The following is a 23,831-nucleotide window of genomic DNA, read 5'->3' as shown; positions in this document are numbered from 1 at the left end:
CCGCCAGACCCTAGCCGCTGCCGACCCGTCCGAACGTCTGGCGGACGACTCCATCAGACAGAACGCCCCACGTGTGCTCCCGAGCAAGGGACAGGCCCCAGCCAATGCCCCACCGCAAGCGCCCGCAAAAAAGAAAGCGGTCCTGCGCAGGGGGCCGCCTCCAGACGTCTAGGCCATGCCGCCCGGCCTACATCCCCAGCGCGTGGGGCAGCCACAGCGACAGCGCCGGCACATAGGTCACCAGCACCAGGAACAGCAGCATCGTGAGCAGCCACGGCCAGACCGCCACGGTCAGCTCGGTGATCCCCATCTTGGTGATCCCGCTCGCCACGTAGAGGTTGAGGCCCACCGGCGGGTGGCACATCCCGACCTCCATGTTGACGACGATCATGATCCCGAAATGCACCGGGTCGATCCCCAGCCGCACCGCGACCGGGAACAGGATCGGCGCCATGATCAGGACGATCGAGGACGGCTCCATGAAGTTGCCGGCCGCGAGCAGCAGGATGTTGACCACGATCAGGAACATCCACCACGAGAGCCCCGCGTTCACCATCCACTCGCCCAGCGCCTGCGGGATGCCTTCCGAGGTCATCAGGAAGCTGAACAGCACCGCGTTGGTGATGATGTAGAGCAGCATGGCGCTCATGTTCGCGGAGGCCAGCAGGACGCGCGGCACGTCGCGCAGGCTCATGTCCTTGTAGACGAAGACCGCGATGACGAAGGCATAGACCGCCGACATGGCCGCGGCCTCGGTGGGCGTGAAGATGCCGGCGTAGATCCCGCCGATCACGATGACGATGAGGAAAAGCCCCCACATCGCCTTGCGGAACGCATCCCACCGCTGGCGGAAGCTGGCCTTGGGCAGCCGCGGATAGCCGAAGCGGCGGGCCCGGTTCCAGGTGGTGAAGGCCAGGAACCCCGCCAGCATCAGACCGGGGATGACGCCCGCCATGAAGAGCTCGCCCACCGAGGCGCTGTCGACCGGCTGGCCGTCCGGCCCGACCGCCTGCATCCCCGAGGTGGCGACCGAATACATCACCATCACGATCGACGGCGGGATCAGAATGCCGAGCGCGCCCGAAGTGGTGATGACGCCCGCGCCGAACTGCTTGGGGAACCCCTGCGCCACCATCGCCGGCAGGATCACCGAGCCGATGGCCACCACCGTCGCGGGCGACGAGCCCGACACGGCCGCAAACAGCGCACAGGCGATCACGCCCGCAAGCCCCAAGCCCCCGTGCCAGTGCCCGACCATCGAGGTGGCGAAGTTGATCATCCGCCGCGCCACGCCGCCGTGGGTCAGGAAGTTGCCGGCGAGGATGAAGAACGGGATCGCCATGATCTCGAACTTCTCGATCCCGGTGAAGAGCTTCAGCGCCACGGTGTCGAGCGGCACGGTGGTCATGGTGAAGAGGAACGTCAGCACCGTGAGGCCGAGCGCGATCGAGATCGGCATGCCCGTCAGCATCAGCGCGACGAGGATGCCAAAGATGATGAGTGCGCTCATGGCTCAGCGGTCCTTCCGGTCTTCGGTGAGGTCGCGGGGGGTCAGGGGGCTGTCGATCATCGCCTCGCCCACCGGGTCGACCCCATCGGCGAGGTTCGCCGGGTCGTCGGTGATCCCGTCCACGTGGCCGTGGTCGTGATGCGGCAGCTCGCCCGTGTGCCAGAAGGACCACGCCACCTGCAGGAAGCGGAAGCACATCAGCGACGAGCCGAGCGGGATCGCCAGATAGACGATCCACTGCGGCAGCCCGAGGTCGGGCGAGAACGAGGACGCCAGCCGGACGTGATAGACGAACTTCGCCCCCATCGCCGCGATGATGCCGGTGAAGAGCGCCCCAGCCAGCAGCCCGAACAGGATGAAGAAGCCGCGCGCCCGCGGCTTGAGCCGGTTGATGAGCACGTCGATGCCGACATGGATGCCGGTCCTCACGCCGTAGGCGGCGCCGAACTTGGCCATCCAGACGAACATGATGATCGTCAGCTCCTGCGCCCAGATCAGGTTCACCGACTTGATGGTCATGAACGCCGAGCGCGCGAACGCGGCCAGCCCGTCCATCTCGTGGCCCCGGGCCCAGCGCATCGTGCTGGCCGCCAGATCGAGCGAGTAGCGCTGTGCGACCGACACGAAGATCAGCAGCGTGGCCGCAGCGATCAGCGTGGCGATCAGGATTTCCTCGAGCCTGTCGAGCACCTTCATGCCCGCGTCCCCCTGATGAGCCTTGTTGTGGTTGGTGGCAGACGGGCCGGACCGCGATGGTCCGGCCCGCCCGCAGGTCAAACCGCCGCGCGGGCGGCGATCACTGGGCCGTGGCCGCCTCGATCGACTTGATCAGGTCGGCGCCGATGCGGCCCGCCATCTCCTCGCGGACCGGCAGCAGCGCGGCGCGCCAGGATTCCTTCTCCTCGGCGGTCAGCTCGTGGAACTCGGTCTTGCCCGCGGCCTTCATCGCCTCGAGCGCCTTGTCGTTCTCTTCCTTGGCGATGCCGTTGCCATAGGCGGTCGCCTCGGCCACCGCCTTGTCCAGCTGGCCGCGCACGTCCTCGGGCAGGCCGTCCCAGAACGCCTTGTTCACGATCAGCGCATAGCCCAGATAGCCGTGGTTCGAGATCGTGGCGTGCTTCTGCACCTCGTGCATCTTCTGGGTGAACATGTTCGAGGGCGGGTTCTCGGTCCCGTCCACGACCCCGGTCTGCAGCGCCTGATAGACTTCCGAGAAGGCCATCACCTGCGGCACCGCGCCCAGCGCGTTCATCTCGGCCTCGAGCACCTTCGAGGACTGGATGCGCATCTTCAGCCCCAGGAAATCGTCCGGCGTGTGCAGCGGGCTGTTGGCCGACATGATCTTGAAGCCGTTGTCCCAGTAGGCGAGGCCCTTGATCCCCTTGTCCTCGAGCTTGGCGAGCATCCCCTTGCCCACCTCGCCGTCGGTCACCTTGCGCAGCTGGTCGTAGCCGTCGAAGATGTAGGGCAGGTCGAACGCCTCGAAATCCGGGATGCCGAGCGGGCCGAACTTGGCAAGGCTCGGCGCGAGCATCTGGACCGATCCGAGCTGCAGCGCCTCGAGCTCTTCCTTGTCCTTGTAGAGCTGGCTGTTCGGATAGACCTCAACCTTGACCTTCCCCTCGGTGTACTGCTCGGCGAGCTCCTTGAACTTCTGCGCGGCCTTGCCCTTGGGGGTGTCGGGGGCGACGACGTGGCTCAACTTGATGGTGATGTCCTGCGCCACGGCGGGCACGGCCAGCGCCGCGGCGACGATCGCGGCAAAGCCGGTCTTGATGAGCATGTTCATGGTGTCGGACTCTCTCCCTGAGGTTCTGGCAGCCCGGCGGGCTGGGTCTCTGACGGCGCACCTTAGGCGCGGTCACCCGATCTGAAAAGGGCGTGAGCGGCCGCTGCGACACTGTTGACAGGGCCGCGCGGCCGGACGGCAGGGGCAGGGGGCGGAGACGCCGCCCCTCAGACCAGCGCGGTGATCTTCCGCTTGCGCCAGACGAAGGTGTAATAGGCCCCCTGCGCGACCATCAGCGCCGCGAAGCTCGCCACATAGGCCCACCAGATCCCCTCGAGCCCCATCGAGCGCGAGAGCAGCACCGCCAGCGGCAGCTCGACGAAGGCCACGCAGCCCATGGCGATCAGCATCGGCGGGATCACCGTCCCCGAGGCGCGCATGATCCCCGAAAAGATCGTCCCGGCCCCGAACATCAGCGCCGACCAGCTGACGATGTGCAGCAGGTGCTGGGCCAGCTCGACCACCTCGGGATCGGCGATGAAGGCCTGCACGAGCAGGCGCGAGAAGAGGTAGACGAGCGCCACCAGCCCGCCGGTCAGCACGAGGTTCATCACCATCGCGGTGCGCAGCACCACGGCCAGCCGGTCGGGCCGCCCCGCGCCGATCGCTTGGGCCCCGAAGATCGAGGCGGCGATGGCGATCGAGAGCGCCGGGAACTGGGCGTAGTTCTGGACCTGGCTCACCGCGCCGTAAGCCGCGGTCGCGTCCGAGCCGAAGCGGTTGATCAGCCCGACGATCACCAGCCCGGCGAGCGAGCCGACGACGAGCTGCGCCCCGGTCGGCAGCCCGATCCGCAGCACGGTCCGCAGAAGGCCCCAGTCGGGCCACAGCGCCCGCAGCAAGCCGGCGCCGGGGGCGAGCGGATGCGCGCGCGCCCGAAGCCACAGCGCCAGCACCACCAGCGCCGCGCTCTGCGCCACCCCGACCGAGAGCGCCGCGGCCGCCACCCCGAACCCCATCTCGGCCACCATGACGATGGTCAGCCCCGCGGCGACCCCGGTCGCCACCGCCTGCACGACCAGCGGGCGCACCGAATCGCCGGTCCCGCGCAGAAGCGCACCGGCGGCGATGAACAAAAACAGGATCGGCATGGTCGCAAAGGCCGTCCGGGCGTAGGAAATCGCCGGCGCCATGACGTCCGCGGGCGTGCCCATCCGCGCCAGCATCCACGGCGCCAGCGCGATCCCGGTCGTCCCGATCACCAGCCCGATCGCCAGCGTCGCGCCCAGCGCCGTGCCGCCGATCCGGCGCACGAGGTCGATCTTCTGCGCCCCCCAGGCCTGCCCGATCAGCACGCTGGCCCCGGCCGTGACCCCGATCACGAAGGCGATGAAGAAGAACGCGAGCGGCATGAACGTCGCCACGGCCGCCAACGCCCCGGTGCCGAGCATCTGGCCCACGACGATGCTGTTGATCGTCATCCCCAGAGATTGCAGGATGTTCTGCCCGATCAGCGGCAGAAGAAAGACGAGAAAGCTCCGCCACAGCGGGCCTTCCTGGATCGAGGGGCGTCTTGGGCTCATGGGATATCCGGGGGCGGCGCGCCGGACCCTGCCGGCGCCGCAGCTTGGCCTAAGCCCGCCGCGCCTGCGACGCAAGGCCGCGGGGCGGGCGCCGGCGGAGAGGCGCGCGGCCGGCCGCCACCCCGGCCGTCACTTGCGGGCGTAGACGTCATCGTAGCGGATGATGTCATCCTCGCCGAGATAGACGCCGGTCTGCACCTCGATCAGGATCATCGGCACCTTGCCGGGGTTCTCCATCCGGTGGATCGCGCCGAGGGGGACGTAGATCGACTGGTTCTCGGTCACCAGCGTCACCTTGTCGTCCACCGTGACGCGGGCGGTGCCGCTGACCACGATCCAGTGCTCGGCGCGATGGACGTGGCTCTGCAGCGAGAGCGCCGCGCCGGGGTGGACGACGATCCGCTTGACCTGGAAGCGGTCGCCCATCACCAGCGTCTCGAACCAGCCCCAGGGGCGGTGGTCGCGCAGGAACGACTCGGCCTGCCGGACCCCGCGCCCCTTCAGCGCCGTGACCGCCTGCCGGACGTCCTGCGCGCGGTTCATATCCGCGACCAGCACCGCGTCGCCGGTGGCGATCACCATCGTGTCGCGCAGCCCGATCCCCACCACCTGCATGTCCTCGTCGTCCGAGCGCAGCAGCACGTCGTCGCAGTCGATCGCCGTCGAGCGCGCGTCGGTGACCACCCCGCGCCAGGCCGGCGCGTCGATCTGCGCCTCGCGCCAGACGGCATCCCAACCGCCGAGGTCGGACCAGTGCTCGGCGAAGCGGACGACCGACAGCGCGTCGGACTTCTCCATCACTGCGTAGTCGACCGAGAGGTCGGGCAGGCTGTTCCACGGCTCGGGCGCGAGGCGCAGGAACCCGAGGTCGGGCGTGGCCTCCGCCAGAGCCGCCTCGACCGGGGCGACGAACTCGGGGGCATGGGCGCGGAACGCCGCGATCATCGTCCGGGCGGTGAAAAGGAAGATGCCGGCGTTCCACAGGAAATCGCCCTCGGCGAGCATCTGCGCGGCGGTCGCGGCATCGGGCTTTTCGACGAAGCGGCGCAGCGGCGCGGTGTCGGGGTCGGCGCTGGCGTCGAGTTCCAGCCAGCCGTACCCGGTCTCGGCGCGGGTCGGCTGGATGCCGAAGGTCACGATCCGTCCCGCCTGCGCCAGCGGCACGGCCCGGTCCACCGCCCGCCCGAAGGCCTCGGCATCGGGGACGACATGATCCGAGGGCGCCACGAGGATCAGCCCGTCGGGGTCCTGCGCCGCCACGTGCAGCGCCGCGGCCAGCACCGCGGGGGCGGTGTTGCGGCCCGACGGCTCGATGAGCACCCCCTGCGGCGCGACGCCGATCTCGGCCAGCTGCTCGGTGACGATGAAGCGGAAGTCGGCCCCCGTCAGCACCAGCGGCGCGGCATAGCGCGGCCCGGCCAGCCGCAGCGCCGAGGCCTGAAACAGCGACTGCGCGCCGATCAGTGGCGCGAACTGCTTGGGGAACGATTTTCGCGAGACCGGCCACAGCCGGGTGCCCGAGCCGCCGGCCAGAAGGACGGGGACGACGCCGTGGGTCATGCATTTCTCCTTGACCGCGATCCGCGCGGCTTATCTCAGCGCGGAGCCCCGCGCGGTTGGTCCGACTCTGCCTTGGCACCGAGGGGCATGGCAAGTCGGGCGCGCGGGGGAAGAGGGGGTGCTGAGCGGTGGTGAAGCTGCAGTCGCCCCAGACAGACGGACCGGCCCGACGGATCGACGTCGCATGGGGTCGACTCGGGGTTCGACCAGCCGATGAACTCCGGGCCAACGCTTGGGCACGTTCTCCCGAAAAATCAAAAAGCCCGCACAACGGCGGGCTTTTCTCTCAACTCATGCCAGACGGCGCGAACCCCTCAGCCGCCCCAGGTGCGCAGCGGGCCGCAGTCCATGTGCACGAAGTTCGAGCGCGAGTACTTTCCCACGCCCCCGGCGCGGCACGACGTCACGGCCTTGTACATCTGCGCGACCGAGCGCGACTTGAGCCGCATGTCGGCGGCCTTGCCCGACATGTGCAGCGAGTTGCGCGCCACCGCGCCGCTGCGCGAGCGCAGCATGGCGTTGGTCTTGGGCGAGCGGTAGCCCGACAGCATCATGTAGGGTTCGTTGGTCTGCAGCAGCCGGTGGCTGGCCGCGGCGATGTCCACGGTGCGCGGGTCGATGCCGATCACCTGACCGGTGCGCCAGTCGCGCATGAAGATGTTGATCTCGTTCAGGGCGTCGCGGATGTACTTGCCCTCGACCCAGTAGACGGTGTCGATGCTTTCCCCGGTGCGACCCGAATACATCCGGATGCGGCGATAGTCACCGGCGCCGCGGATGATGCCGAAGGCATTTGCCATCACAGGGGCGGCGGCCACGGTCGTGGCTGCGAAGACGCCGAGAATGCCGCGACGCGAGAATTCGAAGGTCATGTTCAGATCCGCCTGTCCTGCGTTCGTTTTCTGTGCCAGCGATTGGCTTGTCCGGTGTACCCCGGAATGATTGACAATATGTCACCAGCGCCCCGGTTGCGGAACTGTGAGTTCCATCGTGCAGCAAGATCGTGCCAATGTCGGCGGAAACTTGCCGATAACTTCGGGGTCGTTGCGCAAAAGCCGCGCCAAACCCGGGTTTCGCAATCGTGACCTGCCCGCTTGACGGGCACGGCGTTACCCTCGGGACCGCCTTCAACCGCCGAAAGAGACCCAGCGTGACCCAACCGCCACTCAACCGCAGCGCGAATCGATCCCCCCGTCCGCACGGCAAACGGGGGGCCGAGTCGCGGCGCGGACTGCGCTGCGGACGGCGGCTCGCCCTCGCGCTGATGCTGGCGCTGCCGAGCGTGGCGGCGGCCCAGGCGCCGGCGCCGCGGCTCGACTTTTCCCCCGACGAGATGGCGCTGGCCCGGGGCGTCGCGCGCGACGCGGGGCTGGCGGCGTGGTACGGCCGCACCGGCCTCGCGCCGGTCTTCACCGTCCCCGAGGCCGCCCCGCGCCGTGCCGCGCTCATCGCCGCGGTCGCCGGTGCCGCGAGCCACGGTCTGCCCGACGTCTATGATGCCCGCGGCCTCGCCGCCCTCGACGGCCAGACCGGTCCGCGGGCCGAGGCCGCCTTTGCCCGCGCCTTCGCCCGCTGGACCCACGACGTGGGCGGCGGCATCCTGACCCCGCGCCGGGTCGAACCCGGCATCCGCCGCGACGTCCCGCGGGTGGCGACCGAGACCCTGCTCGCCCGCTTCGTCGAGGCCCCCGATCCCGCGGCGATGCTCGAGACCGTGCCGCCGCAGTCGCGCGACTACCGGGCGCTGCGGGCCGCACTCGCCGCGGCGATCGGGCCGACGGTCGGCGCCGACGTGCCGCCCGCACCCGAAGGCACCTGGCGCGAGGGGATGAACGACCCGGCCATCGTCGCGCTGCGCGCCCGCCTCGCCGCGCTCGGCTTTGACGCGGGCGCCCCCGGCTCGCCCGCCTTCGACGCACCGCTCGCGGCCCAGATGGCCGCCTATCAGGCCCGCGTCGGCCTCGCCCCCGACGGCGTCGCCGGTCCGCGCACCATCGCCCGGATGAACCACAGCGGTGGCCAGGCGCCGCGCGGCCTCCTCATCGCGCTTGAGCGGATGCGCTGGATGGGCACGCATGACCTCGACGGCCGGATGGTCTGGGTGAACCTTCCCGAGTTCGTGGCCCGGGTGCGCGACGGCGGCGAGACGGTGTTCCAGACCAAGGTGGTGATCGGCAAGTCCGACCCGGCCGACCAGCGCACGCCCGAGTTCTCGGACGAGATGGAGTATGTCGTCGTCAACCCGCGCTGGAACGTGCCGCGCTCGATCACGGTCAAGGAATACCTGCCGCGGCTGCAGAAGAACCCGAACGCCGTCGCGCATCTCGACATCGTGGACAGCCGCGGCCGGGTGATCCCGCGCGGCAACATCGACTTCGGCCGCTACACCCCCGCCAACTTTCCCTACCGGATGCGGCAGAAGCCGAGCGACGACAATGCCTTGGGCGAGGTGAAGTTCATCTTCCCGAACAGCATGAACATCTATCTGCACGACACGCCCTCGAAGGGGCTGTTCGGCGAATCGCGGCGCGCCTTCTCGCATGGCTGCATCCGGGTGGCCCGGCCGGTGGACCTCGCCCACGAGCTGCTCAAGGGCTCGGCCGCCGATCCTGCAGCGCGCTATTCGCGGGCGCGGGCGTCCGGCAACGAGAGCTTCCTCGAGCTGACCCCGCATCTGCCGGTGCATCTGGTCTATTTCACCACCACCGTGGCCGAGGACGGCTCGCTGCGGCAGTTCCCGGACGTGTATGGCCGTGACGCTGCGGTGTGGGCGGCGTTGCAGCGGGCGGGTGCGGCGCCCGGACTGGAAACCGCGGCGCTGACCGATTAGCTCTCGCGGGCGAGGGCGGAACGGAGGCGCCGATGACCATCACCCTGGCCGACCTGGCCCGCGCGCTCGACGCGACGCTGTGGGGCGACGGCAGCCTGCGGGTGACCGGCGCGGCCGAGCCGGCCGAGGCTGGGGCGGCCCGCGACGGTTCCGCCCGCGTCGCGCTGGCGATGAGCCCCGCCTATGCCGCCCATCTTGTCCCCGGCGCCGCCGCGCTCATTGGCGCCGGCATGGACCCCGAGGCCTACGGGCTGGCCGGCGCGGTGATCGTCGCCCGGCCGCGGCTGGCGATGGCGGGGGTGACCCGCGCGCTGGACGCCGGGCCGGGCTTTGCCCCCGGCATCCACCCCAGCGCCGTCATCGACCCCTCCGCCGAGATCGGGGACGACCCCGCCATCGGCCCCTTCGTGGTGATCGGCCCCGGCGTGCGGCTTGGCCCCCGGGCGCGGATCGGCTCCCATGTCAGCATCGGCGCGGGCACCGTGGTCGGCGCCGAGGCGCTGATCCACGCCGGCGCCCGGCTCGCCCACGGCGTCACGGCCGGGGACCGGCTCATCGTCCAGCCCGGCGCGGTGATCGGCTCGGACGGGTTCTCGTTCGTCACCCCCGAGCCGTCGGGGGTCGAGGAGGTGCGCGGCACCCTCGGCCACCGCGGCGAGTTGCGCGACCAGCACTGGGTCCGCATCCACTCGCTCGGCGGGGTCAGCTTGGGCGATGATGTCGAGGTCGGCGCCAACGCCACCATCGACCGCGGCACGATCCGTGCGACGTCAATCGGTTCCGGCACCAAGCTCGACAACATGGTCCATGTCGGCCACAACGTGCAGGTCGGCCGCGACACGCTGCTTTGCGGGCAGGTCGGGATCGCCGGGTCGGCGCGCATCGGCGACCGGGTGGTGCTCGGCGGCCAGTGCGGGGTCAGCGACAACATCTTCGTCGGCGACGACGTGGTGGCCGGCGGAGCCTCGAAGATCTTCACCAACGTCCCCGCGGGCCGGGTGATCCTCGGGTCGCCGGCGGTGAAGATGGACACCCAGATCGAGATCAACAAGGCCGTGCGCCGGCTGCCGCGGATGGCCGCGCAACTGGCCGAGCTTCAGAAAACCGTTACACGCCTGATGCAGAAGGACTGACCAGAGGTAGCCATGACCCAAGACACCGTCCGCGACCGCATCATCGCCATCATCGCCGAGCAGGCGATGCTCGACCCGTCCGAGATCACCCTCGAGGCGACCCCGGCCGACCTCGGGATCGACAGCCTCGGGCTCGTCGAGTCGATCTTCGCCATCGAGGAGGCGTTCGACATCTCGATCCCCTTCAACGCCAACGAGCCCGAGAAGTCCGAGTTCGATATCTCGAACATGGGCGCGATCATCGCCGCGGTCGAGGCGCTCGTCGCCGCCAAGGCATGAGCGCGCGCAAGGTCAAGCGCGGGGCAGGGGCGAAGGGCGGCGACGGCGCCGCGGCCGCGGTCCCATCCACACCACCCGTCGCTCCCCCCGCCGCGCCTCATGTCGCGCCCGCGGCGGCGCAGGGCAGGGGCGGGCTGAGGCGGGTGGCGATCACCGGCATGGGCACGGTCAACGCGCTCGGCCGCAACGTGCCCGACACGCTGACCGCGATGCGCGAGGCGCGCTGCGGGATCGGCGAGCTCGAGTTCCAGGACGTGGACCGGCTCTCGGTCCGCATCGGCGCGCAGGTCCGCGACTGGGACCCCGAGGCCTATTTCAACCGCCAGCAGATCTCGCTTTACGACAAGTTCACCCAGTTCACGATGATCGCCGCCAAGGAGGCCGTGGCCCAGTCCGGCCTCAGCTTCCACGGCGAGCTCGGGCTCTGCTCGGGCGTGATCCTCGGCACCGCCGGCGGCGGGCTGAACACCTGGGACGAGAATTACCGCATCGTCTACGAAGAGGGGAAGAACCGCGTCCACCCCTTCGTCGTCCCCAAGCTGATGAACAACGCCGCCGCGAGCCATGTCAGCATGGAGTTCGGGCTGCGCGGCCCGGCCTTCACCGTGGCCACCGCCTGCGCCTCGTCGAACCACGCCATGGGCCTCGCCTTCCAGATGGTGCGCTCGGGGGCGGCGCGGGTCATGCTCGCCGGCGGGTCCGAGGCGATGCTCTGCTTCGGCGGCGTCAAGGCGTGGGAGGGGCTGCGCGTCATGTCCCGCGACGCCTGTCGCCCGTTCTCGGCCAACCGCAACGGCATGGTGCAGGGCGAGGGGGCCGGGGTCTTCGTCTTCGAGGACTGGGACCACGCCACCGCCCGCGGCGCCGAGATCTTCGCCGAGGTGGTGGGCTTCGCCATGTCGGCCGACGCGCAGGACATCGTCATGCCCTCGGCCATCGGCGCCGAGCGGGCCATCGCCGGGGCGATGGTGGATGCCGGGCTGAACCCCTCGGACATCGGCTACATCAACGCCCACGGCACCGGGACCGCCGCCAACGACAAGACCGAATGCGCTGCCGTGGCCCACGCCTTCGGTCCCCACGCCGACCGGCTGATGCTGTCGTCCACCAAGTCGATGCACGGGCATCTGATCGGCGGCACCGGCGCGGTCGAGCTGCTGGCCTGCGTCATGGCGCTGCGGGACGGCATCATCGCGCCCACCATCGGCTATGAAGAGCCCGACCCGGAATGCGCGCTCGACGTGGTCCCGAACGTCGCCCGCGAGGCGCGGGTTGAGGCGGTGCTGTCCAACGCCTTCGCCTTCGGCGGGCTGAACGCGGTGATCGCGCTGCGCCGGGTCTGATCCCTGTCGCCCGCGCTCCCACCGCTCTCCGCGGTGTCCAGCCGCGCGGGCGGCCAGCCCTGCCGCCGCCGCGCCTGCTGGCGCTGCCTCATGCGCCGGTGTCCCTGCCGCGTCATCTGATCCCTCCGTCCGCTCACCGGACTCATGCCACGGACCCCTTGCCATCCGGTTAACGCGGCCGATCTTTCCATCCCCCCGCCGATACAATATCCCCTCGCTCGACCAGAACGACCGACCCGGCCCCCGCCGGGCAGACGCAGGACAGGACAGATGGCCCGGATCACCTACATCGAATGGAACGGCACCCGGCACGAGGTCGACGTGCGCCCCGGCATGACCGTGATGGAGGGCGCCCGCGACAACGGCATCCCGGGGATCGAGGCCGATTGCGGCGGCGCCTGCGCCTGCTCGACCTGCCACGTCTACGTCGCGCCCGAGTGGGTGGACCGGCTGCCGCCCAAGGACCCGATGGAGGCCGACATGCTCGACTTCGCCTACCATCCCGACGCCGAGCGCTCGCGCCTGACCTGCCAGCTCAAGGTCACCGAGGCGCTCGACGGGCTGGTCGTGCAGATGCCCGAAAAGCAGATCTGAGCCGATGGCCGACCCCGCCACCAAGGACCTCGTCCTGACCGTCGCCTGCGCCTCGCGCCGCGGCATCGTCGCGGCCGTCGCAGGCTTCCTGGCCGAGCACGGCTGCAACATCACCGACTCGGCGCAGTTCGACGACCTCGCCAACGGCCGCTTCTTCATGCGGGTGAGCTTCCGCAGCGAGACGGGCGCCGCGGCCGAGGCGCTGCGCGAGGCGTTCGTGCCGGTGGCCGAGGGCTTCGGCATGGACTGGGCGATCCACGATCCCGCTGGGCGGATGCGGGTGCTGCTGATGGTGTCGGGCTTCGGCCATTGCCTGAACGACATCCTGTATCGCTGGCGGATCGGGGCGCTGCCGATCGACATCGTCGGCGTCGTCTCGAACCACCTGACCTATCAGAAGCTGGTGGTGAACCACGATCTGCCGTTCCACCACATCCCCGTCACCAAGGCCCGCAAGGCCGAGGCCGAGGCCCGGCTGATGGAGGTGGTCGAGGAGACCGGCACCGAGCTCGTGGTCCTCGCCCGCTACATGCAGGTGCTGTCGGACGCGATCTGCGCGCGGATGTCGGGGCGGATCATCAACATCCACCACTCGTTCCTGCCGAGCTTCAAGGGCGCCAACCCCTACCGGCAGGCCTATGACCGGGGGGTGAAGCTGATCGGCGCGACGGCGCATTACGTCACCGCCGATCTCGACGAAGGCCCGATCATCGAGCAGGACACGGTCCGCGTCACCCACGCCCAGTCGCCCGAGGACTACGTGAGCCTCGGCCGCGACGTCGAGGCGGTGGTGCTGTCGCGGGCGATCCACGCCCACATCAACCATCGGGTGTTCCTGAACGACGCCCGCACGGTGGTGTTCCCGGCCAGCCCCGGGGGCTACGCCTCCGAGCGGATGGGCTGAAGCAAGCCGGCCCTTGACCGAGGGATCAGCCCCTCCGGCGGTGCCGGGTGGGGCTCACGCCGTCGCCCGCGGCGGGCTCATCAGCAGGTCCACCATCTCTTCGACCGCCTGCCGGATTGCGGTGTCGTCGTCCATCCCGGTCGGCTTCCAGATGGAAAAATGGTCGTCGAGCACGATGTCCGCGAGCCCGAAGACGAAGGCCCGGCCCAGCAGCGGCCGCAGGCTGCCGGTGTCACGGCTGACGCCCAGGTGGCGTTCGACCAGCACCCGGAACCCGGCGTCGTAGCCGGCGTAGTTCACCCCCTCGCGGTGGAAGATCTGGTGGCCGACGACGCGGTAAAGTTCGGGGTTCGCCCGCGCCCAGTCGACGTAGGACACGCCCAACGCCACCAGCCCCGCCCGCGCGTCCCCGGCCGGCGCGTCGATCAGCGCCCGCGAGATGTGATCGGTGAGCCGCAGGATGCCGAAGCTGCCCACCGCATCATGCAGCGCGTCGTCGGTGGGAAAGATCGTCCGGGCAATGGCGATATCGATGCCCGCGCGCCCGGCCGCATCGTCGAGCCCGGGCATGGTCGGCGTCTCGCCGAGCATGGCGCAGACGACCTCCTGAATCAGACGGTCGGTCAGTGTCTCGCCGGGCTTGGCCATCGCCGCAATCTCCGCTTGTCACGGCGCCACAGTCGCGCCGAACCGGACGGGTGGCAAGACCGCGCGGCGGTCAGGCACGGCCCTCGCCGCGACGTCCCGCCCCGGCATGGCGCCGCGGCCACAGCTCTGTGGTGGGAGCCGACGGACGAAACCCGGGGCGACCGCGCCGCGCTGCCTCGCGAGCCTTACTCCGCCCGCGCCTGCCGCTTGCGCTCGTGCGGGTCGAGGTAGCGCTTGCGCAGCCGGACGATCTTGGGCGTCACCTCGACCAGCTCGTCGTCGTCGATATAGGCGATCGCCTCTTCCAGGCTCATCCGCACCGGGGGCGTCAGCCGCACCGCCTCGTCGGTCCCCGAGGCGCGCACGTTGGTCAGCTTCTTGCCCTTGAGCGGGTTCACCTCGAGGTCGTTGTCGCGCGAGTGCTCGCCGATGATCATCCCCTCGTAGACCTGCTCCTGCGCGCCGATGAACAGCTTGCCGCGCTCTTCGAGGTTCCACAGCGCATAGGCCACCGAGACGCCGTTCTCCATCGAGATCAGCACCCCCTGGCGGCGGCCGGCGATCGGGCCCTTGTAGGGCGCCCAGGCGTGGAAGATGCGGTTCAGGACCCCGTTGCCGCGGGTGTCGGTCATGAACTCGCCCTGATAGCCGATCAGCCCGCGCGAGGGGACGTGGGCGACGATCCGCGTCTTGCCGTGGCCGGCGGGGCGCATCTCGACCAGGTCGCCCTTGCGCGCGCCGGTCAGCTTGTCGATCACCGCGCCGGTGTATTCGTCATCGACGTCGATGATGACTTCCTCGATCGGCTCCATCCGCTCGCCGTCCTCGTCGCGGAAGATGACGCGAGGCCGCGAGATCGACAGCTCGAAGCCCTCGCGGCGCATGTTCTCGATCAGCACGCCCATCTGCAGTTCGCCGCGACCCGAGACCACGAAGGCGTCGCCGCCCCGCGTGTCCTCGACCTTGATGGCGACGTTGGTCTCGGCCTCCTTCATCAGTCGTTCGCGGATCACCCGCGACTGGACCTTGGTGCCGTCGCGGCCGGCCAGCGGGCTGTCGTTGATCCCGAAGGTGACGCTGATGGTCGGCGGGTCGATGGGCTGAGCGGGCAGGGCGGTCTCGACCTCGGGGGCGCAGATCGTGTCGGCGACGGTCGCCTTGGCCATGCCGGCGAGCGTCACGATGTCACCGGCCTCGGCCACGTCGATCGGGGTCTGGGTCAGGCCGCGGAACGCGAACACCTTCGAGATGCGGAACTGCTCGACCCGCTCGCCGTCGCGGCTGAGTGCCTTGACCGTGTCGCCGGCCTTCGCGCGCCCCGCCTCGACCCGGCCGGTCAGCAGCCGGCCGAGGAACGGGTCCGCCCCCAGCGTCACGGCGAGCATCTGGAACGGCTCGGCCTCGCGGGCGATCTGCTTCGGCGGCTCGACGTGGCGCAGGATCAGGTCGAAGAGCGCGCTCATGTCCTGCTTCGGGCCGTCCATCGTCTCGTCGGCCCAGCCGTTCACGCCCGAGGCGTAAACATGCGGGAAGTCCAGCTGCGCATCGCTCGCCCCGAGGTTGGCGAAGAGGTCGAAGACCTCGTTCAGCGTCTGGTCCGGCTCGGCCGCGGGCTTGTCGACCTTGTTCAGTACCACGATGGGCCTGAGGCCGAGCGCCAGCGCCTTCGAGGTCACGAACTTCGTCTGCGGCATCGGCCCCTCGGCCGCGTCCACCAGCAGGCAGACCCCATCCACCATCGACAGGATCCGCTCGACCTCGCCGCCGAAATCGGCGTGGCCGGGGGTGTCGACGATGTTGATGCGCGTCCCCTTCCACTCGACCGAGGTCGCCTTGGCGAGAATGGTGATGCCGCGCTCACGCTCGATGTCGTTCGAATCCATCGCCCGCTCGGCGACGGCCTGGTTCTCGCGGAACGACCCGGACTGCTTGAGCAGCTGATCGACCAGCGTGGTCTTGCCGTGATCGACGTGGGCGATGATGGCGATGTTGCGGATGTCCATGCGGCGGGCGGTCCTGATCGGAAAGGTTGCGGCCCCCTAGCGCAGACCGGGCCGGCGCGCCACCCCCGGAGTGGGCGGGGCGTGCCGACAAATGAGCGCGACCGGAGTCCTGCGCGCCATGAAAAAGGGCCGCATCGGATGATGCGGCCCTTTCGGTAGGTTCGGGTGACTCAGCGGCGACGCAGCGGCTTGTGCGTGAAGCCGGCCCAGACGCGGCCCTCGTCACGATGCAGACCACCCTTCTGGCCGCCGATAAAGGCAGCGACCGCGGCGACCAGCGCCGACGCGGCGAGCGCGAAGGCCAACAGCACGCCCGCGCGGCGGGCATCCTCGGCAGTTTCGACGGCCTGCACGCGCAGCTCCTCGACCCGGGCCGCAGCGTCGTCGCGCAGCTTCTGCGCTTCGGCGCGCAGCTCTTGCGCACGGGCCACGCCCTGATCGATGCGCGCGCTCACCTCCTGCTGCGAGAGCTGGGTGCGGGCGGCGACGGCACGCTCAAGATACGCGCGGTCCTCGGGGTTGATCTCGCCGGTGCGGATCACGTCGGCGAAGATCGTGGCGACCTCGCTGCGGATCGCCTCGTTCGAGAACTCGGCCGGGGCCTGCGCCTCGCTGCGCAGCAGCCGATCGGTGATCCCGTCGAGCGGATTGGGCAGGTCGATCCCGCCGTTCTGCGCCGCATCGGCCGCGCCCTGCGCCGCCTGGCCTGCGCCCTGAGCCACGCCGCCGACCAGCTGGCCCGCGCCCTGCGCAAGACCGCCGGCGACCGAGCCCGCCGCCTCGACGGCCGTGCCCGCCGCCGAACCCGCCGCCTTGACGGTGCCCGAGACGACGTTGCCCAGCACCATCGCCGAGAGCAGCATCCCCAGACCCCAGACGACGAGGCCGTGCATCCCGTCGCGGGTTGCGCTTTCCTCGGCATTGGCGCCATCGACCCGACGCCGCATCCGGCCGGCGAGATAGCCGCCCGCCATGTACGAGGCAACGATGGTGATGACCATGAAGAGGCCGGTGAGGATCACCGAGCCGAAGCCGAGCCCCTGACCCTCACGGGCCGAGATCGACCCGAGCCCGACGCCCGCGCCGAACGCGGTGAACACCGCCGAGAGCCCCGCCGCGATGACCGCACCCGCGAGGATGCTGCCCCAGTCCACGTAGCCGCGGTCCGTCTGCTGCGCGGGCACAGCGCTGTCGCGGATGCGCGCTTCCGAGCGCTCCATCAGCGCAGACCCAGCATCGACAGGATGAACAGGACGACGACGACCAGTCCGACGATGTAGATGATCGAATTCATGATTGGTTTCCTCTCGTGTCAGGGGCGCAGAGTTTGCCTTGAACGCCTGCCACCAAACCTGTCTCATTCCCGTCCCGTTCCTTGGAGAGGCTGATTTTCTTCGGCGGTTGCGGTCCAGCGGGCTGGACCGGCGCGGGTCAACTTAGTTGAGGCGGGTGATCTGAGCGGGGTCCGGAAACCTAGATTGGTGGGATGGTCCAGGATCAACCGCGGGCGGCGGCACGGCGCATGGCGATCCCGGCACGGTTGTGAAGCGGGCAACAGCCGGCCCCTCGCCGCGTGGGAGTATGCCTCGGGCCGCGCGGCGAAGGCCGCGCAGGTTCACGGTGTTGCGGTGGCGACTGGCGCCTGCAACGCCATACATCCGGGCCGGTGAACGGGCGGCTGACATTATCTCCGGCCCGCAAAAGCTTGCGGGTGGGGGCGAGAGGAAGGGTATGAGTTTGTGGCTTTATCTCGCCGAAGCAACGCCGGGCGGCATCCCCTTGACCGTCCACTGCCTGAGTGCGCGGCGGTATCTAATCGCAAAGCGCCGAGTGCCAGTCCGCTTATGACCGCGACTAAGCGGGCTCACGGCACCTGACGCCGGCCCCGACACCGGCGCCGCTCTGGTGGGGCTGGCCCATCAAAACACGCTGCGTCACGCGGGCACCCGCCTGCGTCGGACTTTTGCAAACGAGGTTTACGGCTCTGGTCAAACCCGACAACCAATTGCCGACCTTATCGCCCGCCAGCCTGCTGAGGCCGCATCTCCGCCGCGCAGCCAGCATGTAGGCTCGGCACACACCCACCACCCAAGCGCCACCCTCAGCGTCCGCCAGCCCCGGTCAGGCCGCCGCACCACCGCGCAGCCAGCGCAGCCCGGCCTCGGTCGTGGTCAGCGGCACGTATTCCGCGCTCACCCAGCCGCGATAGCCGGCGGCGTCCACGCGGCGGAAGAACTCGCCATAGTCGATCTCGCCCACCCGCGGCTCGTGCCGGCCCGGGCAGCCGGCGATCTGGATGTGGCGGACGAGCGGCAGATGCGCCTCCCACGCCGCGGTCAGGTCGCCGCTGATCAGATGGGCGTGATAGGCATCGAAGAGCAGCCCCAGGTTCGGCGCGCCGACCTCGGCGATCACCTCGGCGGCCAGGTCGAGGCTCGACAGGAAATAACCCGGCAGGTCGGCGGCATGGACCGGCTCGATCACGAGGCTCGCGTGCGGCGCGCGCGCGCAGGCCCAGCGCAGGTTCTCGATCAGGCAGCGCCGCGCGGCCGGGCCCTCGGCCTTGCCGGCCATGACGTGCAGGTGGCGCGACCGCAGCGCCTGGGCGAAGCGCAGCGAGCGGTCGAAGTCGCGCCGGAACCGCTCTTCGCTGCCCGGCACGGCGGCGAAACCGCGCGGCCCCCCGGCCCAGTTCGGGGGCGGGGTGTTCAGCAGCACGAACTCCAGCCCCGCGCCGTGGCAGGCCGCCGACAGCTCGCGCGCGGCGAGGTCATAGGGAAACAGCACCTCGGCCCCGTCGAACCCCGCCGCCTTCGCCGCGGCGAAGCGGTCGAGCATCGGCAGCTCGGTGAAGAGGAACGTCAGGTTGGCGGCGAAGCGGGCCATTCACCCCTCCAGCGCGAAGACCGCGCCCTGCGAGCGCAGGACCAGCCGGCCGTCGGCGTCCGGCTCGGCCGCGGCGACCAGCCGGTAGAAGCTCTTGCGGTCGATCAGCGCCTCGAGCCCGCGGCGGACGTGAACATAGGGCCGGGGGACGCCGTCGCGGTCCTCGACCCGGATCGGGTGCTCGGGTCCGGCCACCACCTCGTCGCCGACGTTGGTGGTGAAGGCGATGCGATCCGGCCCGATCTCGGCATCGATGGCCAGGAACGGCGCGTCCACCACCCGGATGCCCAGTTTTTCGACCGGGGTGACGAGGAAGAAGCGGTCCCCCTCGCGCTTGAGAACGGACGCGAACAGCCGCACCATCGCCGGGCGCCCGATCGGGCTGCCCTCGTGGATCCACGCCCCGTCGGGCCGGATCTCGAGGTCCATCTCGCCGCAATAGGGCGGGTCCCACAGATGCACCGGCGCCGGCCCGCGCCGGCCCTTCGCCGCCACCGCCACCGCCGCGGCAATCCCGCCGCCGGCCCCGGCCCTGCCCGCAGCCGCGCCCGCCGCCCCATCCGCCGCCTCTCGCGGCGATTTGTCGCCCGCTTGCGTCATTGCCGGTGGAGCCTCCTGCCGTCCCCTCATATGCTGTCCATAGGACAGTCCGGGGACGAAGTCATGGCCGCAGAAGATAAACTCGTCGCGGATATCGCGGCGCTCTCGGACCGGCTGGCCGAGGCCCGCGCCAGCATCGAGCGCCGCTTCGTCGGTCAGCACGCGGTGGTCGAGCAGGTGCTGGCCGCGATCCTTGCCGGCGGGCACGCGCTGCTGGTCGGCCAGCCCGGCCTCGGCAAGACGATGCTGGTCGATACGCTCTCGACCGTGCTCGGGCTCGACAGCGGCCGCATCCAGTTCACCCCCGACCTCATGCCCGCCGATATCCTCGGGGCCGAGGTGCTCGACATCCTGCCCGACGGCACCCGCGCCTTCCGCTTCATCGAGGGGCCGGTCTTCACCCAGCTTCTCATGGCCGACGAGATCAACCGCGCCAGCCCCCGCACCCAGTCGGCGTTGCTGCAGGCGATGGCCGAGGGCGAGGTCACCATCTCGGGCGCCCACCGCCCGCTCGGCCGGCCCTTCCACGTCCTCGCCACCCAGAACCCGATCGAGCAGGAGGGGACCTATCCGCTGCCCGAGGCGCAGCTCGACCGCTTCCTCGTGCAGGTCGAGATCGGCTACCCCGACCGGGCCACCGAGCGCGCCATCCTGCTAGCCACCACCGGCAGCGTGCAGGACCGCCCGCACCGGGTGCTCGACGCCGCGGCGCTGATCGAGGCGCAGGCGCTGGTCCGGGCCATGCCGGTCGGCGAGGCGGTGACGGCCGCGATCCTCGACCTCGTCCGCGCCGCGCGGCCGGGTGAGCCCGACGCCCCCGGCTGGCTCGCGGACACGCTCGTCTGGGGCCCCGGGCCGCGGGCGGCGCAGGCGCTGATGCTGCTGACCCGCGCCCGCGCGGTGCTGCACGGCCGGCTGGCGCCCTCGCTCGACGACGTGGCGGCGATGGCGGCGCCGGTGCTGCGCCACCGCATGGCGCTGTCCTTCGCCGCCCGCGCCCGCGGCGACGGGATCGAGGCGGTGATCGCCCGTCTGGTGGAGCCTGCGCTCGGCGCGGCGGCCTGATGGCGCAGGCGCCCGACCCCCGGCCCGCGGTGGGCCTGCGGCTGGACGCCGAGGCCGCCGCCGCCGCCGTCCCGGCGCTGCTCATCGCCGCCGAGCGGCTGGCCGCCAGCGTCGATCCCGGCGCCCACGGGCTGCGCCGGGCGGGCGCGGGCGAGGAGTTCTGGCAGTACCGCCCCGCCGCCCCCGGCGATCCGGCGGGGCTGATCGACTGGCGCCGCTCGGCCCGCTCGGACGCCGCCTTCGTGCGCGAGCGTGAGCGGCAGAGCCCGCAGGCCGCGGCGCTGTGGGTCGCGGGCGACCCCGGCATGGCATGGACCGGCGACCCCGCCCGGCCGCTCAAGCGCGACCGCGCGCGGCTGCTGGCGCTGGCGCTGGCGCTGGTGCTGTTGCGGGGCGGAGAGCGCGTCGCGGTCGGCGCCGACGACGCCCGCGCCGGGCGACTGCGCGCCGAGGCGCTGGCCCGCGACCTGCTGACCGCTGCACCCGACCCGCTGCCGCCCCCCGGCACGCTGCGCCCGCAGCGCCGGGTGGTGCTGCTCGGCGATTTCCTCGGCGATCCGGCACCGCTGGCCCGGTTCCTTGCCGAGGCCGCCGCCACGGGGTGCCGCGGGGTGCTGATGCAGGTGCTCGACCCCGCCGAAGAGAGCTTTCCCTTTGCCGGCGCGCTGCGCTTCCACGCCCCCGGGGCCGGCGTCCCCCGCCACCAAGAGACCCGGCACGAGACCCGCAACGCCACCGCCCTGCGCCCGGCCTATCTCGCCCGGCTGGCCGAGCGGCGGGCGCTGCTTGCGCGGCTGGCGGGCGAGGCGGGGTGGCAGTTTGGCACCCACGACACCGCCGCCCCGCCCGCCGCGGCGGTGCTCTGGCTGGCCGAGGCGCTGTCGGCATGATGATGCTCGGCCCGCTCGGGTTCGCGGCCCCGTGGCTGCTCGCCGCCGGGCTGGCGCTGCCGGTGCTGTGGTGGATGCTGCGCGCCGTGCCGCCCCGCCCGCGCGAGGTGAGCTTTCCCGGCACCGCGCTGCTGGCGGGGCTCGCCGATCCGGCCCCGGTCGCGCGCCGCACCCCGTGGTGGCTGCTGGCCCTGCGGCTGGCCGCGGTGGCGGCGTCGATCCTGGCGCTCGCCGGGCCCGTCTGGCGCCCCGCCGCGCCGGTCGCGGGGGACGCGCCGCTGCTGATCCTCGTCGATGCCGGCTGGGGCGCCGCCCCCGGGTGGGAGGGCGCCCAGTCCCGCGCCCGCACCGCGCTCGATCAGGCGCAGGCCAAGGGGCGGCCGGTGGCGTTGTGGCTCGCGGACGGGCAGGGCGGGCGCGGGGATGGCCCGGTGTTCGCCCCGGCGGGTGAGGCCGCCGCCGCCCTGCGCGCCGCCGCCCCGCAGCCGTGGGCGACGCGCTACCCGGCCGATCCGGCCGCCTTCCTCGCCGCAGCACCCGCGGGGTTCGATACGCTCTGGATCGCCGACGGGGCCGCCCACCCCGGCCAGGCCCCGCTGCTCGCGGCGCTGGCCGCCCGCGGCGCGGTCACCGTCGTGCCGCCCGCCCGGCCGCTGCGGGCGCTGGCGACCGACCCCGGCCCCCGCCCGGCGCTGCGCGTCACCGCGACCGCGCCGGGGCCGCTGCCGGCAGTGCTCGCCATCGGTCCCGACCCGCAGGGCACGCCGCGCCCGCTCGCCCGCCTCACCCCGCCCGACGCCACGGCCGAGGGCGAGGGGTTCGCCGCCACGCTGCCCCTCGACCTGCCGCCTGAACTGCGCAACCGCGTCATCCGCTTCGCGCTCGAGGGCGAGGCCTCTGCCGGGGCGGTGGTGCTGGCCGACGACGCGCTCAGGCGGCGCAAGGTGGCGCTGGTGGGCGACGCCCGCGCGACCGAGGGGCAGGCGCTGCTCGCCCCTCTGCACTACCTGCGCGAGGCGCTGGCGCCCGCGACCGACCTGATCGAGGGCGGGCTTTCCGAGGTGCTTCCCGCCCATCCCGACGTGCTGGTACTGGTCGACGCCCCGGTCGGCGCGCAGGCCGAGGCGCTCTCGGACTGGGTCGCGGGCGGCGGGATGCTGGTCCGCTTCGCCGGGCCGCGGCTCGCCGCGATGCCCGACCTCGCCGCCGAGCCGCTGATGCCGGTGCGGTTGCGCCCCGGCGGCCGGGCGGCCGGCGGGGCGCTGAGCTGGGGCGAGCCGCGCGAGATCGCCCCCTTCGCCGCCGACGGCCTCTTCGCCGGGCTGACGATCCCGGCCGAGGTCCGGGTGCGCGCCCAGCTTCTGCCCGAGCCCGACCCCGAGCTGCCGGGGCGGGTGCTCGCCGCGCTGTCGGACGGCACGCCGCTGGTGACGCGCGCGCGACTGGGCGAGGGGCAGGTGGTGCTGGTCCACAGCTCGGCCAACGCCGAGTGGAGCAATCTGGCGCTGTCGGGGCTGTTCGTCGGGATGCTCGAGCGGCTGGTGCAGTCGGCGCGGGCGGGCGGCGCGGGGGACGCCGGGGCAGGGGGCGACGCCCGGGCGCGGGACGCGGTCGGGCTCGCCGGCATGACGGGCTCTGCGGGCGCTGAGACGGGGGCCGCGTCGGGCGCCCAGACGAACACCGCCAACTCATCTGATATGGGCGCCGACGCGGATAGCTTGGCGACCCCCGGTCAGGGCTCAGGGCGAGGCGTTGAACCGGGCGCCGAGGCAGGCGCTGACCCCAGCGCCGCATCGGGCAACCCCGCAGGCGCACCCCGGCCCGCCGGCGCGGCCGCGCCGACTGCCGCCCCCGCGGGCCCCGGCCGCCGTCCCGAGGCCCCGCACTGGCGCCCCGAGCTGGTCCTCGACGGCTTCGGCCGCCCGCAGCCGCCCGGTCCCGGTTCGGCGCCCGTCGCCGCCGCCGACTTTGCCGCCGGCCCCGCCCCCGGCGCCCCGGCCGGGCTCTACGCCGCGGGCGAGCGCCGCGCGGCGCTCAACGCCGGCGGGCCCCTCGCGCCCGCCCGCTGGCCCGGCGCAACGGTCGAATCCGCCGCCAGCCCGCCCGGCGAACTGCTGGGCGGCTGGCTCCTCTCGCTCGCCGCGCTGCTGCTCGGCGCCGACGCGCTCGGCAGTGCGGCGCTCGCCGGCACGCGCCGACGTCGCCGGGCAGGGGTGGTGGCGTGATGCGGGTGGTCTCTCTTGACGCGCAGCCTTGGGCGGCTGGCGCTGGGGC

General features: G+C 71.6%; 20 protein-coding genes. 9 read left to right on the top strand and 11 right to left on the bottom strand.

Features of this window, described 5'->3' with window-relative positions; translation table 11 throughout:
* Positions 1-187: 187 nt before the first annotated feature.
* The 6 genes from HGN31_RS01400 to mepK all read right to left on the bottom strand — a co-directional run bounded on the left by HGN31_RS01400 (position 188) and on the right by mepK (position 7,254).
* Positions 188-1,510, bottom strand: a complete 1,323-nt coding sequence (locus HGN31_RS01400; RefSeq protein ID WP_168782107.1) for a TRAP transporter large permease — start codon at positions 1,508-1,510, stop codon at positions 188-190.
* Between the two features lie 3 nt (positions 1,511-1,513).
* Positions 1,514-2,206, bottom strand: coding sequence for a TRAP transporter small permease (locus tag HGN31_RS01395; protein ID WP_168782106.1), 693 nt, complete (start codon positions 2,204-2,206; stop codon positions 1,514-1,516).
* A gap of 100 nt (positions 2,207-2,306) precedes the next feature.
* Entirely contained in the window at positions 2,307-3,299 is a 993-nt protein-coding gene (locus tag HGN31_RS01390; RefSeq protein WP_244961093.1) for a TRAP transporter substrate-binding protein, read from the bottom strand.
* 167 nt (positions 3,300-3,466) lie between these two features.
* Positions 3,467-4,822, bottom strand: a complete 1,356-nt coding sequence (locus HGN31_RS01385) for an MATE family efflux transporter (RefSeq protein ID WP_168782105.1) — start codon at positions 4,820-4,822, stop codon at positions 3,467-3,469.
* A 129-nt stretch (positions 4,823-4,951) separates the two neighbouring features.
* Positions 4,952-6,382 carry a mannose-1-phosphate guanylyltransferase/mannose-6-phosphate isomerase gene (locus HGN31_RS01380; protein ID WP_168782104.1) on the bottom strand — a complete coding sequence of 477 codons (1,431 nt, stop codon included), beginning with the start codon at positions 6,380-6,382 and terminating at the stop codon, positions 4,952-4,954.
* A 314-nt stretch (positions 6,383-6,696) separates the two neighbouring features.
* Complete coding sequence (gene mepK / locus HGN31_RS01375; protein ID WP_036703811.1) at positions 6,697-7,254, bottom strand: peptidoglycan L,D-endopeptidase MepK; 558 nt, start codon at positions 7,252-7,254, stop codon at positions 6,697-6,699.
* A gap of 278 nt (positions 7,255-7,532) precedes the next feature.
* Between mepK and HGN31_RS01370 the strand changes: the two genes are divergently transcribed.
* From HGN31_RS01370 to purU, 6 genes are all read left to right on the top strand, one after another.
* Positions 7,533-9,212 carry a L,D-transpeptidase family protein gene (locus HGN31_RS01370; protein WP_244961090.1) on the top strand — a complete coding sequence of 560 codons (1,680 nt, stop codon included), beginning with the start codon at positions 7,533-7,535 and terminating at the stop codon, positions 9,210-9,212.
* Positions 9,213-9,244: 32 nt separating this feature from the next.
* Positions 9,245-10,345 (top strand): UDP-3-O-(3-hydroxymyristoyl)glucosamine N-acyltransferase, encoded by a 1,101-nt coding sequence (gene lpxD, locus HGN31_RS01365; protein ID WP_168782103.1) that lies wholly within the window; start codon positions 9,245-9,247, stop codon positions 10,343-10,345.
* Between the two features lie 12 nt (positions 10,346-10,357).
* Positions 10,358-10,624, top strand: coding sequence for an acyl carrier protein (locus HGN31_RS01360; protein ID WP_036703809.1), 267 nt, complete (start codon positions 10,358-10,360; stop codon positions 10,622-10,624).
* A 134-nt stretch (positions 10,625-10,758) separates the two neighbouring features.
* Entirely contained in the window at positions 10,759-11,967 is a 1,209-nt protein-coding gene (locus tag HGN31_RS01355; RefSeq protein WP_168783767.1) for a beta-ketoacyl-[acyl-carrier-protein] synthase family protein, read from the top strand.
* A 270-nt stretch (positions 11,968-12,237) separates the two neighbouring features.
* Entirely contained in the window at positions 12,238-12,561 is a 324-nt protein-coding gene (locus HGN31_RS01350; RefSeq protein WP_036707208.1) for a 2Fe-2S iron-sulfur cluster-binding protein, read from the top strand.
* A 4-nt stretch (positions 12,562-12,565) separates the two neighbouring features.
* Positions 12,566-13,465, top strand: coding sequence for a formyltetrahydrofolate deformylase (purU, locus tag HGN31_RS01345; protein WP_168782102.1), 900 nt, complete (start codon positions 12,566-12,568; stop codon positions 13,463-13,465).
* 54 nt (positions 13,466-13,519) lie between these two features.
* Here purU and HGN31_RS01340 read toward each other — a convergent pair whose 3' ends face one another.
* The 5 genes from HGN31_RS01340 to HGN31_RS01320 all read right to left on the bottom strand — a co-directional run bounded on the left by HGN31_RS01340 (position 13,520) and on the right by HGN31_RS01320 (position 19,602).
* On the bottom strand, positions 13,520-14,113 hold the full coding sequence (locus HGN31_RS01340) for a TetR-like C-terminal domain-containing protein (RefSeq protein ID WP_168782101.1): 594 nt from the start codon (positions 14,111-14,113) through the stop codon (positions 13,520-13,522).
* 185 nt (positions 14,114-14,298) lie between these two features.
* Positions 14,299-16,116 carry a translational GTPase TypA gene (gene typA / locus HGN31_RS01335; protein ID WP_168782100.1) on the bottom strand — a complete coding sequence of 606 codons (1,818 nt, stop codon included), beginning with the start codon at positions 16,114-16,116 and terminating at the stop codon, positions 14,299-14,301.
* Between the two features lie 170 nt (positions 16,117-16,286).
* Positions 16,287-17,336 carry a hypothetical protein gene (locus tag HGN31_RS01330; protein ID WP_168782099.1) on the bottom strand — a complete coding sequence of 350 codons (1,050 nt, stop codon included), beginning with the start codon at positions 17,334-17,336 and terminating at the stop codon, positions 16,287-16,289.
* Positions 17,337-18,237: 901 nt separating this feature from the next.
* On the bottom strand, positions 18,238-19,002 hold the full coding sequence (locus HGN31_RS01325) for a hydroxypyruvate isomerase family protein (protein ID WP_036704521.1): 765 nt from the start codon (positions 19,000-19,002) through the stop codon (positions 18,238-18,240).
* On the bottom strand, positions 19,003-19,602 hold the full coding sequence (locus tag HGN31_RS01320; RefSeq protein ID WP_168782098.1) for a DUF1285 domain-containing protein: 600 nt from the start codon (positions 19,600-19,602) through the stop codon (positions 19,003-19,005).
* A 63-nt stretch (positions 19,603-19,665) separates the two neighbouring features.
* Between HGN31_RS01320 and HGN31_RS01315 the strand changes: the two genes are divergently transcribed.
* Genes HGN31_RS01315 through HGN31_RS01305 form a run of 3 tightly spaced genes read left to right on the top strand, consistent with a single transcriptional unit; the run spans position 19,666 to position 23,782 of the window.
* Complete coding sequence (locus HGN31_RS01315) at positions 19,666-20,667, top strand: AAA family ATPase (protein ID WP_036708504.1); 1,002 nt, start codon at positions 19,666-19,668, stop codon at positions 20,665-20,667.
* On the top strand, positions 20,667-21,557 hold the full coding sequence (locus tag HGN31_RS01310; RefSeq protein ID WP_168782097.1) for a DUF58 domain-containing protein: 891 nt from the start codon (positions 20,667-20,669) through the stop codon (positions 21,555-21,557). Before HGN31_RS01315 ends, HGN31_RS01310 begins: the two co-directional genes overlap by 1 nt.
* A complete protein-coding gene (locus tag HGN31_RS01305) occupies positions 21,554-23,782 on the top strand; it encodes a BatA domain-containing protein (protein ID WP_168782096.1) in 2,229 nt (742 codons plus the stop codon). The genes HGN31_RS01310 and HGN31_RS01305 overlap by 4 nt, the downstream gene beginning before the upstream one ends.
* Positions 23,783-23,831 lie beyond the last annotated feature (49 nt).

Source organism: Paracoccus sanguinis, assembly GCF_012689545.1.
Classification (GTDB): domain Bacteria; phylum Pseudomonadota; class Alphaproteobacteria; order Rhodobacterales; family Rhodobacteraceae; genus Paracoccus; species Paracoccus panacisoli.
This window is presented reverse-complemented; position numbering and strand designations above follow the sequence as displayed.